This is a genomic window from Enterococcus sp. CR-Ec1, assembly GCF_002850555.1.
Lineage (GTDB): Bacteria > Bacillota > Bacilli > Lactobacillales > Enterococcaceae > Enterococcus_D > Enterococcus_D entomosocium.
Genome location: NZ_CP025223.1, coordinates 525,306 through 538,475, shown reverse-complemented (window position 1 = coordinate 538,475; position 13,170 = coordinate 525,306). Strand labels below are relative to the sequence as shown.

Here is a 13,170-nt window from a genome sequence, read left to right as displayed (position 1 = left end):
GCATTGGAGGAGGGATTCTATGGCTACGATTACCGACATAGCGACCATAGCTGAGGTATCAATATCAACCGTATCACGGGTTCTGAACTACGATCCTAGTCTTTCAGTGACCGAAGAAACCAAACGAAAGATTTTCGAGGCAGCTGAAAAACTAAATTATACGAAATACAAAAACAAGCAAAAGCAGCGTGAACTACCAGTGGATGTACCAAAAAAACACAACAAATCGATCGGGATCGTTCAGTGGCGGATGGATGATGAAGAATTGGAAGACATTTACTATATGTCGATTCGTTTGGGTGTGGAAAAACGCGCCGCCGAACTGGGTTGCGATCTGTTAAAAATCTCCAACCTTGACGAGTCAGTGATCCAGTCCGTCGACGGCTTACTGGCAATCGGCAAGTTTACAGAAGAGCGGGTCAAGAAGCTCCATGAGCTACACCCCAACCTCTGTGTGATTGGCAGTAACTTTCCGCTGGATGACTACGATTCTGTCAATACCGATTTTACGCAAGCAACGGAGTTGGCTCTTTCTCACTTGATGGGACTTGGTCATCAAAAAATCGCCTTTATCGGCGCCGAGGAAAGTCAAAATATGTATGGGTATCGGCGGTACAAAACGCCAACGGTCAACACCTATGTCGATATGATGCAGCATTATCAGCTGTTTGATGAGGATTATTTCATCGTGAAAGAAAATAGTCGGTTGGATGTCCAAACGGGGGAAGAATTAACGGAGCAGGCTTTGGCTTTGTGGCAAGACCGCTTGCCGACTGCGATTTTGGCAGCCAATGATGCCTTTGCAATCGGGGTCATTCATACGCTAACGGCTCATGGAATCAAGATTCCTGAAGACATCAGTGTTATGGGCATCAACGATATTTCGGTGTCCCGCTATGTCTCTCCACCCCTTTCTTCAGTCCAAGCATTTACTGAAGAGATGGGTGAAACGGGGTTAGAGCTACTCTATAACCGCATCGAAAATCCTGGGATCGCCAGACGCATCTTTTTAAGTACACAGCTGGTGATTCGTCAATCTACCGCAAAACCAAAAGAAGGCTGAGAAGCTGCGGTGTCTTCTTGCATTGATCAACGTCATTGCAAGGAAGCACCGCATCCTTCTCACCCTTTTTTTATTTTAATGGTCGTTTTGATTTCCCCTGTCTGCTCAAGCGCGTATTCGGCTTGGATCAAATACGCTTGTGCCTGTACACCATGGTGGTCTTGATAAGTGACTGACTGTATTTGGATCTTATCACTGGTAAAACGAAGAACACAGCGTGCTTTTTTTGTCATTAGTTGAACGGTCTTATCTTGCACCATTGGTGGTATGTTCGTAATAAAGTTTTCCACCACCAGATTCTTTGGTTGGTGCTCGTCAAAGACAAAATGGTCTTCGATCGTTACTTGTTGCTGCGAGACAACGAAGCGCCGCTGGTATTCAGTGACCGCTGCTTTCGGATAGAACGCACTGAGGTCTAAGTCAAATTGCTGGTCATTGACCTGCAGCACCGTTGCTTCCTCGGCTGTTGGGCGTTGGGTGTGCTGGTTGATGATTGGCAGCGAATGACTGATTGCGGCTGCGGGAAAGTAGTGATAGCGCGTGTTCTCGTCAAAATACTCTTTGGTGTACTCCCCTGCACCAAGGTCCGTCAGAAACAACTCCTCCGTCGTTCCTAAGACAAAATGACCGACATCAAGATGATTGTGGCTTTCTTGATTGCTCCCCCCTTTGGCAGCAAAAAAAAGATCCTGTTGCACATCTTTTGCCATGAACCACTGCGCTTGTTCAAAATAGTGATGAAACGAGGCATTCGTTTCACGTGTGATCGCTTCGTTATGCCAATACAAATTTCGATAGCTGTGGGCAAACCGGTAGCAAGGATCAAAACCTAACGGACTGACCCCCGATAATTGGGGAACCGCCACGCCCAAATGCTCGTAGCAATAACTGACCAAGCCACTAGGCAGTTCGATCGCCGAATAATCAGAAAAAGGAATGTAATGCCCTAGAGAAATCATCGTGTAGTAAGGAAAAGCAGCAATTTTTCTGGTTTTAGGCTGCTTTAGGTAGGTATCTTCTTGCAATACTTCTGCCAACAATTGTGCATAATACAGAAAATAACCAAACCCATACGCCCAGTATCCGACGCCTTCTACACAAGCACCATCTTCGCCAAAGCTGTTGAGATAGCTTTGCATTGCAGTATCCAATCGTTTGATCATCCGCAATTGTCGCTCGCTTTTTTTCGGCAATACATAGAGCGCCGTCATTCCAAGACAGCCACCAATAACTGCGGACCAATTGTTCTCTTTTGTCTCCCATTCCCAGGTTTGCTCCTCGAAGGGTAAAAAAAGCCGTTGATCGATCTCATACAACACTCGTTCTGTGATGACTGGTGAAAGGTCTCCCCCAACCAACATAAACAACTCTGCTAAGGATTGCCCAGTTTCAGCTGCAAAAAGATCGACTGTGTGGCGCGCTTGCGAAGAAAACTGGCCATCGACAATCGGCAGATGCGCTGGCAGACACCATGTATATTCATTGCAGATTTCCCAAATCACTTGCTCCAACAGCACTTTGATCGCTGCCTTACGCTCCATTTCATAAGCAAGTCCTAAAACCACCAACATCCGTCGGCGGGCAAAATAATGGGATTCGAAGGCAACACGATTCCCCGATTCGAGATACTCTTGATAGCCTTGATAAGGCAAATAGGGAATCTCACCAGTGTCAAGGTACGCCTGTGCCGCCTGTAAAATTTCTTCTTTTACATCTGCTGGATTCACGCGTTTTCCTCCTGAATGGAGCGTCCGAAGACTTCGATTTGGGTCAACGCTGGAAATGGTGAGGGATCGTCATTTTGGATCAGCTCATGCAATTTCACCCAAGTGACCGTTCGCGGCTGGAAAGAAAACCGTTGAGGCTGGCTGTTTTTGACCGTCTGCAAGATTTCTTGACTCCCGTCGGAAAACGCCAACGTGACTTGTTGCCAATAGCTATCATGGGGAAAATCCGCCCGTAACGTAAGCGCACATTGGTCGATGCGGACCTCATGACCAAAGTCGATCGTCAAAGCGGCATCTGCTTGTTGATTGATCCCCCATGAGCCATAGGGATAATTGCCATGAGACGTATTGGCAAAAATGCCATCAATAGCGTTACAAGCGAAAAACGTCGCATCATCTCTTGTTTCAACATTGGCATGGGCATGCGGATAGGCACCCAAGAATTCTTTTTGATCATGAGGGTTTAAGGCGACATTGCGGTAAGCCGCTAGTTCTTCTTTTGTTGCTACCCGCACACTCAAATAATGGCTTTTCCCAGCAAAACGGCCTTCTGGCGCGGCTTCTTTGGCATTTTCACTAAGATGTACGGGGTAGATCCACTCGTTGCCTTTGATGTACACCAAAGTAGTCGCCAGCGTTTCATCTAGTGTGACCCACACAAATTGTCCACTGCGTGAGAGCGAGACAACGATTTTATCTCCGTCCTCGTAACAATACGCTTGGGATGCCAACGTGACAAAGTCTTCCGCCGTCGCTTGCAGAAGGGTAGGTTCACTTTCAGGTGTTCGTTTGCCTTTTTTTACTTGATGCTTTTGGTCATAAATCGTTAAGGAAATCTGGGTCATTGCATGTAGCTCCTCTCGTATTTTCTCCATTATAGCGATGTCGACAAAAAAATGTAACTGGTTCCAGCGATTTTTTACTATTTTTTTACTTAAAATCGAGAAATGTAACAGTTCCCATTTCTTTATTTTACTAAATAAAGTAAAATAACAAATAAAAGGAGCTGTTTACATGAGAAACTTCCAAGAAGCATTAAGTAAGAACCCTCTTCGAACCAAAACCGATCTAGAAGAGGCCCTTGTTGATCTGGTCACTCCCGTATACGAATGTATGGCACGACAAGGAACTCCCGGGAGGGTCCACCTAGGAAATTCAGGAGCAGTGTACACCCAGGAAAAGAGTGACGTCGAAGGCTTTTTACGGACACTCTGGGGATTGGGCCCATTGTTCAGCCAAGAAGAAGCGTGCCTTCGTTACCCAAAACTTTTTCAACAAGCCAATGCCGGGATCGTTGCAGGCACCACCCCGACCTCTCAGGAGTACTGGGGAAAACTGCATGACTACGACCAATTGTTTGTGGAAATGGGTGCCCTTGCTAGCTATTTGATTTTTACCAAACCCGTCTTTTGGGATCTCCTCACACCAAGAGAGCAAACAAATCTCTTTAATTGGCTCAATCAGATCAATCAGCACACGATCCCTAAAACCAATTGGCTCTTCTTTCGGATTTTAGTTAATACCTTCTTTGAAATGGCAGCATTGCCTTTTGTAGAAACAACCCTTTTGGCTGATCAAGAAGAGATCGAGAGGTATTACTTAGCAGACGGCTGGTATTTTGATGGCTATGAAAACCAAATCGACTATTATATTCCTTTTGGGATGCAATATTACGGACTCCTTTACAGTGTTCTTACTTGTCGTTCCCAATGCCCTTATCAGTTTAGCTACTGTCAAAGAGCCGCTACGTTTGCGCAATCCTTTAAGCAGTGGTTCACGAAAACCGGTGCGGCATTGCCTTTTGGTCGTAGTCTAACGTATCGGTTTGCACAATCAAGTTTCTTTGCTGTCGGTGCTTTCGCCGATATAGAATATGAAGGCTTCACAAAAAATGAAGGAAAATATTTACTGTTACAAAACATGCGTTACTGGTTTCGCCAACCAATCTTTACGCAAGAAGGCTTTTTAAGTATTGGCTATGCCTACCCCAACCTAAATATGGCTGAAGGCTATAACGCACCCGGATCGCCTTATTGGGCTTTCAAAAATTTCTGTGTATTGGCCATCCCAGCGGATGCTGAATTTTGGACGCTTGAGGAGCAGGTGCCAACCTTTGCCACAACGGTGCGCAATCCGCATAGTCGGATGCTTTTGGTGCATAACCAAGAAGGCACAGAATTGCAAGCTTTCACTGCGGGGCAACATTCCCACGAACATGCTCACGGCAATGCCAAATACGAAAAGTTTGTCTATTCGACAACGTTTGGGTTTAGCGTACCGAAAGCAACCGTTTTATTGAAACAAGGTGCCTATGATAATACATTGGCGATCTCAGAGGGGCAGACGGATTTTAAAACAGCTTTTGGTTACGAAGCCTTTGCGATTGAAGATGACTACGTCTATAGTCGCTGGCGCCCCTACGAGCAGATCGTCATCGAAACCTTTGTGATTCCGATGTATCCTTGGCATCTGCGTTACCATCGGATTCAAACGGATCGAAGGTTGCAACTGGTCAATGGCAGCTTTGCAGCACCAGCTGATGGTGCTGCGCTTTCTAGCAAAGAAGGCACCTTTTATCAAAGCTCGGTTGGCTGTGTCGGTATCAAAAGCTTCCCGACGCATCAAGAAGGTACCCTCTTGATGCCAGAACCCAACACGAATCTACTTTATAGTCGAACAGTCATCCCTCAAATAAGCAAAACCGTTCTCGCCGGACAACAGGAATGGCTCGTTGCGTGTTTAGGCAATGCCTTTTCTGATCAGATTCCATCTTTTGATGTCACTATCACAGCGGACAAAGTAGCAATGAGCCAAGGGGATCAGAGAAAAACCATTCAGCTTAGCTACTAGCAAAAAAATTACTGGCAAATGCTAGTAGAAAAGCTACCGAAAACACCTTTCTGATTTACGGGATTGAAGAATGTCCCCCCAGAAGTTCGATTTCAGTCTAAGGTTTCAGCGTCAGTACCTTCTGATCTCTCCGTTTCTATTGGCAAAAAGCAAAAAAATACTTGTACCACAAAACGGTGCTTCACGTATTGTGAAGTGCCGTTTTTTTGGTACAAGTGATTCATGTTTTGATCGACGATCAGTGCTTATTTCCCGAAAAGCTTTTGGAGAAATCCTTTTTTCTCAGAGACTTCCTTTGTTTCAGTCACCTGAAGCGGTCCAGTTTCCTTCACAACTTGCTGAAAGCCACGATTGTCTTGCAGCAACAGACCGTTTAGTTCCAGGATCCCGGACAGACTGCCAATCATCCGCCGCACTTCTCCCGCACTTTTGCCAAAAAAGCGCTGGTCGTCGTTTGCTTCGGCTTCTTCCAAAATAACCAACAGCTGCTGGATGCTTTGATTTTGTTCACCTAAGACGTACGACAACTGGTCAGCTTCCGCTGCTGTAGTGGCCGCTGACGGTACTAAATCCGTTACGAGCTTTAAGCTATCTAAATAATCCTTTAAGTCAAAAATGAACGTTTGTGCCGCTTCATTGTTCGTTAATTGACTTTGACTCAATTTTCTTTGTAGCGCTTCCAATTCGCTTGAACGTTTAGAAAGTTCGCTTACGATCGTTTCTGTATCCATACGCCACCTCCTAATGACATTGTCCCGTTTTCTCTTTCATCCGTCAAGAATTCGTCGGACTTTTTTCAGCGTTTTTACCGATCAGACCTGCCTATTGCTCCTGTTGGTACTTTGTCGGTGCACAGCCATAGCGCTTCGCAAAGAGCCGATTAAAATGGTTGATGTTTTGGAACCCAGATTGAAACGCCGCCTCTCGAATCGTCAGTGTTTCGTTGCTGCGTAGATAAAAAAACTTTTGAAACCGAGCTTGCAATAAATCTTCTTTGGGCGTGGTATGAAAAAACTGTTGATAGAGCTTGTAGAATTGGCTTTTACCGATGGAAAGCTCTCGGCTAAACTGGTAAAAATCCCATTGCTGTTCGCAATTGACTAACATTTTCAACCGCATCGCTTGAAACAGTTGATAGTGTTCATTTTGTGGTTGCGGGATGCTTTCTTCAAAATTGCGTTCAAGTAAGACCAATAGATTTGTCATATACGCCGCAATCAATTCTTCCGTGTGCCGTTGTGGCAACAAGGATTCATGATTGATCTTTTGGATCAATTTGTTGATTTGTTGAATATTTTTCGGCTGGAACAATTGGTTGCAAGGGATCGCATAGGTTTCTTCGATCACCTGATCCGTTTGAAACTCAACAAAGCTATTAAAAAAATCTTCTTTGCCACGATAATTTTGATAGACGGTTGGAGGAAAAAGAATGCAGCTACCTTTTTCACTAGTTTCTTGATGACCATCTTCAAAAGTGAAAACCATTGGAGACAAAGTCAACACGAAAAGATAATGCTTTAAGCCAGAGGGTCGATAAATATGATCGGAAACAGCATTGTGCATTTGAAATCCTGAATAGGTTACGTTCAACTTCTCACTCCTTCCTACTTGCCTTTAGTATAAAGAAAACGGACAAAACGTCAATAGAATAAGACAGAATGTAGTGTTTATTTTCATGGACTATCGCTACAATGAAAGAAAAGAAAGGGGTTGCAAAATTGAAGGAAACTACGATGTATTTAGACAAACACTTTATTTTGGCACCAGTCGACGAACGGATCTACGGCTCTTTTGTGGAGCACTTAGGGCGCTGTGTGTACGAAGGGATCTATCAACCAGAAAGTCCTTTTGCCGATGATCAAGGCTTTCGTCAAGATGTCGCTGCCTTGATCAAGCAGTTGAATGTGCCGATCGTCCGTTACCCAGGAGGCAATTTCGTCTCTGGGTATAAATGGGAAGATAGCGTCGGCCCTAAAGAGCAACGGCCAGCAAAAATCGATTTGGCCTGGCGGGTGATCGAAAGCAATCAGTTCGGCTTAAACGAATTTATGGATTGGACCAAAGAAGTCAATACGGCACCGATGATGGCGATCAATCTTGGGACACGAGGAATCGAAGCAGCGAAAAACTTGATTGAATACACCAATTTAAAAGGCGGCAGCTATTATAGTGATCTCCGTCGTACCCATGGGGTGGCCGATCCTCATGACATCAAGCTTTGGTGTCTAGGCAATGAAATGGACGGCCCTTGGCAAGAAGGACATAAGACAGCCGATGAATACGGCCGTCTCGCAGAAGAAGCTGGCAAAGCGATGCGTCTGGTGGACCCAACGATCGAAACCGTCGCTTGTGGTAGTTCTTCTCTCACGATGCCGACCTTTGGCATGTGGGAAGATACAGTATTAAGTCATTGTTACGATCAAGTCGACTACATTTCCATGCACCAATATTATGGCAATCGTAACGGCGATAGCCAAGACTATCTAGCAAGCAATGTCGCAATGGATCAGTTCATCAGTCAAGTCGCAGCGATCTGTGATGCGGTGAAAGCCAAACGCCGAAGCAAGAAGACCATCAATATTTCCTTCGACGAATGGAACGTCTGGTATCACTCAAATGAACAGGATCAAAAAATCGAACCTTGGAGTCAACACCCACCACAATTAGAAGACGTCTATCACTTCGAAGATGCGTTACTCGTCGCAAGCATGATGATCACGATGCTTCAGCACGCAGATCGCGTTAAAATTGCCTGCATGGCACAGCTGGTCAACGTGATCGCACCGATCATGACTTCCGATACTGCCGCTTGGAAACAAACGATTTTTTATCCCTATGAAATGATCAGCAACTATGGTCGCGGTCACGTGTTGCATAGCATCCTTCGAGGGGCCGATTTCGATAGCAGCCATGGAAAAGCTTCATATGTGGATGCCATTGCGATCGAAAACGAAGATGACTATTTGACCTTTTTCTTGGTGAATAAGGATTTGCAGGATACCAACGAATTCACTTGCGACTTGCGTCAATATGATTCATTGCAAATCGCTACCCATCAAGTCTTGCACCACCCAGACTTGCATGCTGTCAATACCGAAGCAACCCCGAACAACGTTGTGCCCGTCAATGGAAAAACAGCGGAATTGAATGACGGCATTTTGCGTGTCGTCTTGGAAAAACAAAGCTTCCAGATGCTACGCTTGAAGAAAAACGGCAGCAAGTAACGAGCCTATCTGTTTGAGCAAAAAAGCAGCCGCCTTGGCGATACCCTGAAAAAATGAGACTTTTACGGAGTGGAGACATCCACTCCTTTTTTATGATCCCCCCCTGTTCGATTGCTGTTTTTCGCATTCTTAACTGATCTGGGCAAGGAAGCGGCAACTGCCAGCTTGCTTTCTCAAAAAAAATGAAACGACAAAAGAACACCCTGCGGCAGCTAAGATACCGCAGGGTGTTCTTGATTCATTGTTTAGCCGTTATAGGCATCAACGATGATTTGTTTCAATTCAGAGATTAGTGGTTCTTTTGGATTTGCTGTTGTACATTGGTCTTCGTAAGCCAATTCAGCCATGCGATCAACTGTTGTATCTAGTGTTTGTTGAGTGACGCCTTGCGCTTTCAAGCTCATGTCGATACCAACAGATTGTCCTAATTCGTAAACAGCTGTTGCCAATGCTTCAACCAATTCAGCCGTTGTTTTGCCTTTAAGGCCTAAGAATTTCGCAATGTCTGCGTAATCTGTATCGGCACGGAAGAAGTCATATTTAGGGAACATTGCATGTTTTTGTGGGTCTTTGGCATTGTAACGGATGATGTGCGGTAAAAGAATCGCATTTGTACGTCCGTGAGGAATACCATATTCACCACCGATTTTGTGAGCTACAGAGTGACAAATACCTAGGAATGCATTGGCGAAGGCCATACCTGCCATTGTTGAGGCATTATGCATTTTTTCGCGAGATTCCATATCAGGTGTTTTCACTGATTTTTCTAAGTAGTCAAAGACTAGCTTGATTGCTTGTAAGCTCAATCCACGAGTGTAATCAGAGGCCATTACGGACACATAAGATTCGATCGCATGAGTCAAGACGTCCATTCCAGTGTCTGCTGTAACAGAAGCAGGTACTGACATTACGAATTGAGGGTCAACGATTGCAACATCTGGTGTCAATGCGTAATCAGCTAATGGGTACTTCACGTGTGTTTCACTATCAGTGATAACCGCAAATGGGGTTACTTCAGAACCAGTACCAGACGTTGTTGGGATACAAACGAATTGGGTTTTTTCTGGTTTGTCGATCTTGTATGTCCGTTTACGGATATCTAAGAATTTTTGTTTCGCGCCGAAGAATGAAGTATCTGGGTGCTCATAGAACATCCACATGCCTTTGGCAGCATCCATTGCTGATCCACCACCAAGGGCGATCACTGTATCTGGTTTGAAATCAACCATCATTTTTGTTCCAGCGTAAACGGTGTTTGTTGATGGGTTTGGTTCTACGTCAGAGAAGACTTCGATTTTCACGTCATTTTTACGACGAGCAAGTACTTCACGAACCGTATCGCAATAGCCGAATTGAACCATACCAGGGTCACAAACGATCATGACACGTTCAACGTTTTCCATTTTCTCCAAGTACATTAGAGAGTTCTTTTCAAAGAAGATTTTTGGTGGCAATTTAAACCATTGCATATTATTTCTCCGTTTCGCTACAGTTTTCACATTGATCAAGTTCACGGCAGAAACATTTCGTGATACAGAGTTTTTCCCGTATGAACCACAACCAAGTGTCAATGATGGAATCATTTCGTTGTAGATATTTCCGATACCACCTTCTGCAGATGGTGTGTTAACTAAGATACGGCAAGCTTTCATGCGTAGGCCGAATGCTAATTGCAAGTCTTCGTTTTCAGTGTGGATCACCGCTGTATGGCCTAATCCGCCTAAATCAAGCATTGCTTCACATTTTTCGAACGCGTCTTCTGTGTTGTTTGCTTTGATCATTGCTAAAACTGGAGAAAGTTTTTCTCTTGATAGTGGGTAATCAGCACCGACACCGTCAAGTTCAGCGATCAATAATTTTGTTCCTTCTGGTACGTTGATGCCTGCTAATTTCGCGATATCCATTGCTGAATGACCAACGATTGCTGGATTTACGGCATATTTCCCTTCGTTCATCACGGCATCTTCAAGTTTTTGTAATTCTTTTGCTTTTACAACATATACTTGATGTGCTTCAAATTCTGCTTTCACAGAGGCATAGACTTCTTTATCAACGATCACTGCTTGTTCAGAGGCACAGATCATTCCGTTATCAAAAGTTTTTGACACGATCAAGTCATTGACTGCTCGTTTCACTTTCGCTGTTTTTTCGATATAAGCAGGTACGTTCCCTGGTCCAACACCTAATGCAGGTTTACCAGTTGAGTATGCTGCTTTGACCATGCCAGCGCCACCAGTTGCTAATACGATCGCAATTCCTGGGTGGTTCATCAATAAGCCAGTCGCTTCGATTGATGGATGCTCGATCCATTGCACACAGTTTTCAGGTGCCCCAGCAGCGATGGCTGCATCACGAACGATACGTGCAGCTTCTGCTGAACATTTTTGTGCAGATGGGTGGAAAGCAAAAACGATCGGATTACGTGTTTTCAAAGCGATCATTGCTTTAAAGATCGTTGTAGATGTTGGGTTGGTTGTTGGTGTTACCCCACAAACGACACCAACTGGTTCAGCGATTTCGATCAAGCCTTTTTGTTTGTCTTCATTGATCACGCCGACTGTTTTGTCATGTTTGATACTGTTCCAAATATATTCTGAAGCGTACATGTTTTTGATTGCTTTATCTTCATAGATACCACGGCCAGTTTCTTCTACTGCCATTTTAGCTAAAGGCATGTGTTTGTCTAATGCTGCCATTGCCATTTCATGAACAATGTGGTCCACTTTTTCTTGATCAAAGCTTTCCATTTCTTTTAACGCCACATTTGCCTTCGTTGCTAAATCGTCGATCATTGCTTGTACGTCGATTGTCACTTCTTTTTCCAATGTCTTAGCCATTGTTTGTCCTCCTAGTTTTTAAACATGTTTTGTTTGTTAACTACTTCACATACAAATCATACAACATCTTTTTTTGTTTGTAAATAGTTTTTTGTGATTTTTTTCACAGTTTTATTAAACTCCCTTTAAATTAAGCGTTTTCAAGAGCTTTTAAGGAAAAGAAGTGGACAAAAGTTTCGGTTTTTATTAAGAAAAATGTCATGTGCTAAGTTGAACAATGGAGGGATTTACGAAAACACCTTATCCCTACTAAATATGATCATCTGCTCTTTTCACTTTTTCTGTCAAACGTCATATGATCTGAAAGGATTATTCATAAGAAGGGTCCTCTAATACATCCCATTTCATTAGGCGTTGGCTTCTTGCCGTAAATGCCTTCTGTTTAAACACCTCACAAGCTTTTATTACAAGAGGTGATGCATTTTGTTCATTTAGCTGCTCGATGGGGAAAAAAACTGCTCCCAATGAATCTTGGCCTGTAAATTGAGGAACATTCTTCTCAAGACTTCCAACGGTTGTTTGAATCTCATAAAAGACACAGATGTGATTATTCATAGATGTTCCTTGATAGTGCCAGGGGTAAAGAAAATTAATTGCCCCTAATTGATGATAGCTAGTGACGGTCATGCCGGTTTCTTCTTTAAATTCTCGGCACAGCGTGTCTTCCAGCAATTCACCTGCCTCCATGCTGCCGCCTGGCAAATCATAGCGGTTTTGATAAGGTCCCGCCTTCTTTTTGATGACGGCCAAGCAGTTGCCTTGAAACAAAATTCCATATACTCCAAATGCGGTATGGTACAACCGAATCCCTCCTAACTTGTATCTATTCTACGTAAATCAAAACAAATCATCAACAGGCTTAGTCGATTTATGTCTTACATCGAACATGCTTGGCTTGATTCATAAAAAAACGACCAGCCAGCGCTGATCGTCTTTCTCTTTAAAACAAATCTTCTTGGTCTGCTTCTGTTAGAGGCTTCCCGTGGGCAAGCTGGGAAACAACATGCGCCATCTTTTTGTAGGAATCATTCAATCCGATTCCGCCTTTTTTCGGCATCTTCAAGATATAGATATCTTTGGCATAGATTGCCACTGCTGGGTTTTCCTCTGACATCGCTGCAGCCCCTGGAATTCCTTGTGCATTGAATACTTTCGTCAATCCTGCTGCCATTTCGCCAAAATTAGGATAATGCATCGCAGGTCCGCAAAGAACGGCATCGGCGTCAAATTTTTTAGCAAACCCCACAAATTTTTTATTCACTTCTTCTTGATGCTCGTGATAATATTGGTCACCACAATAAAGCGTTGCAACGATTTGTGCGTCTTGCTCTTGAAAAAGTGGATTCAAGGTTCGACCTGGACCAAGGGCAGCTTTTTTGCCGCTTGGCGGCAACTGAGCATTTTCATCACTTCCCATCCCTGCAGTGACATGATTGAGAATCAAAATTATTTTTTTCATGAGCGGTGCC

The 13,170-nt window shown here is 44.0% G+C and carries 10 protein-coding genes; 3 read left to right on the top strand and 7 right to left on the bottom strand.

The features are described 5' to 3' along the window. The first annotated feature begins 19 nt into the window (after nucleotides 1-19). Nucleotides 20-1,063, top strand: coding sequence for a LacI family DNA-binding transcriptional regulator (locus CXM95_RS02575; protein WP_005232137.1), 1,044 nt, complete (start codon nucleotides 20-22; stop codon nucleotides 1,061-1,063). A gap of 59 nt (nucleotides 1,064-1,122) precedes the next feature. Here CXM95_RS02575 and CXM95_RS02570 read toward each other — a convergent pair whose 3' ends face one another. Both CXM95_RS02570 and CXM95_RS02565 read right to left on the bottom strand, forming a co-directional pair. After that, nucleotides 1,123-2,790: a heparinase II/III family protein gene (locus tag CXM95_RS02570; RefSeq protein ID WP_101698811.1), complete on the bottom strand. Its 1,668-nt coding sequence runs from the start codon at nucleotides 2,788-2,790 to the stop codon at nucleotides 1,123-1,125. Further along, nucleotides 2,787-3,635 carry a hypothetical protein gene (locus CXM95_RS02565; RefSeq protein WP_101698810.1) on the bottom strand — a complete coding sequence of 283 codons (849 nt, stop codon included), beginning with the start codon at nucleotides 3,633-3,635 and terminating at the stop codon, nucleotides 2,787-2,789. Before CXM95_RS02565 ends, CXM95_RS02570 begins: the two co-directional genes overlap by 4 nt. Nucleotides 3,636-3,804: 169 nt before the next feature. Between CXM95_RS02565 and CXM95_RS02560 the strand changes: the two genes are divergently transcribed. Continuing rightward, complete coding sequence (locus CXM95_RS02560) at nucleotides 3,805-5,640, top strand: DUF2264 domain-containing protein (RefSeq protein WP_101698809.1); 1,836 nt, start codon at nucleotides 3,805-3,807, stop codon at nucleotides 5,638-5,640. A 245-nt stretch (nucleotides 5,641-5,885) separates the two neighbouring features. On the opposite strand, the gene CXM95_RS02555 is transcribed toward CXM95_RS02560, so the two are convergent. Both CXM95_RS02555 and CXM95_RS02550 read right to left on the bottom strand, forming a co-directional pair. Beyond that, nucleotides 5,886-6,371, bottom strand: a complete 486-nt coding sequence (locus CXM95_RS02555) for a hypothetical protein (protein ID WP_101698808.1) — start codon at nucleotides 6,369-6,371, stop codon at nucleotides 5,886-5,888. 91 nt (nucleotides 6,372-6,462) lie between these two features. Further along, the gene (locus CXM95_RS02550) at nucleotides 6,463-7,230 is read right to left on the bottom strand and encodes a helix-turn-helix domain-containing protein (RefSeq protein ID WP_087664853.1); all 768 of its coding nucleotides are present in this window, start codon (nucleotides 7,228-7,230) and stop codon (nucleotides 6,463-6,465) included. Nucleotides 7,231-7,331: 101 nt separating this feature from the next. Between CXM95_RS02550 and arfA the strand changes: the two genes are divergently transcribed. After that, entirely contained in the window at nucleotides 7,332-8,864 is a 1,533-nt protein-coding gene (gene arfA / locus CXM95_RS02545) for an arabinosylfuranosidase ArfA (RefSeq protein WP_101698807.1), read from the top strand. Nucleotides 8,865-9,109: 245 nt separating this feature from the next. On the opposite strand, the gene adhE is transcribed toward arfA, so the two are convergent. The 3 genes from adhE to CXM95_RS02530 form a co-directional block, all read right to left on the bottom strand. Further along, nucleotides 9,110-11,701 (bottom strand): bifunctional acetaldehyde-CoA/alcohol dehydrogenase, encoded by a 2,592-nt coding sequence (gene adhE, locus CXM95_RS02540; protein ID WP_008376050.1) that lies wholly within the window; start codon nucleotides 11,699-11,701, stop codon nucleotides 9,110-9,112. Between the two features lie 309 nt (nucleotides 11,702-12,010). Beyond that, a complete protein-coding gene (locus CXM95_RS02535; RefSeq protein ID WP_005232154.1) occupies nucleotides 12,011-12,502 on the bottom strand; it encodes an NUDIX hydrolase in 492 nt (163 codons plus the stop codon). Between the two features lie 139 nt (nucleotides 12,503-12,641). After that, nucleotides 12,642-13,160, bottom strand: a complete 519-nt coding sequence (locus CXM95_RS02530; protein WP_005232156.1) for a GrdB-related putative oxidoreductase — start codon at nucleotides 13,158-13,160, stop codon at nucleotides 12,642-12,644. Nucleotides 13,161-13,170 lie beyond the last annotated feature (10 nt).

What these genes read in the sequence shown, in the direction of transcription:
- CXM95_RS02575 (WP_005232137.1), top strand. Translation starts at nt 20, where the DNA reads ATGGCTACGATTACCGACATAGCGACCATAGCTGAGGTATCAATATCA.
- adhE (WP_008376050.1), bottom strand. Translation starts at nt 11,701, where the DNA reads ATGGCTAAGACATTGGAAAAAGAAGTGACAATCGACGTACAAGCAATG.
- CXM95_RS02565 (WP_101698810.1), bottom strand. Translation starts at nt 3,635, where the DNA reads ATGACCCAGATTTCCTTAACGATTTATGACCAAAAGCATCAAGTAAAA.
- CXM95_RS02555 (WP_101698808.1), bottom strand. Translation starts at nt 6,371, where the DNA reads ATGGATACAGAAACGATCGTAAGCGAACTTTCTAAACGTTCAAGCGAA.
- CXM95_RS02530 (WP_005232156.1), bottom strand. Translation starts at nt 13,160, where the DNA reads ATGAAAAAAATAATTTTGATTCTCAATCATGTCACTGCAGGGATGGGA.
- CXM95_RS02560 (WP_101698809.1), top strand. Translation starts at nt 3,805, where the DNA reads ATGAGAAACTTCCAAGAAGCATTAAGTAAGAACCCTCTTCGAACCAAA.
- arfA (WP_101698807.1), top strand. Translation starts at nt 7,332, where the DNA reads ATGAAAGAAAAGAAAGGGGTTGCAAAATTGAAGGAAACTACGATGTAT.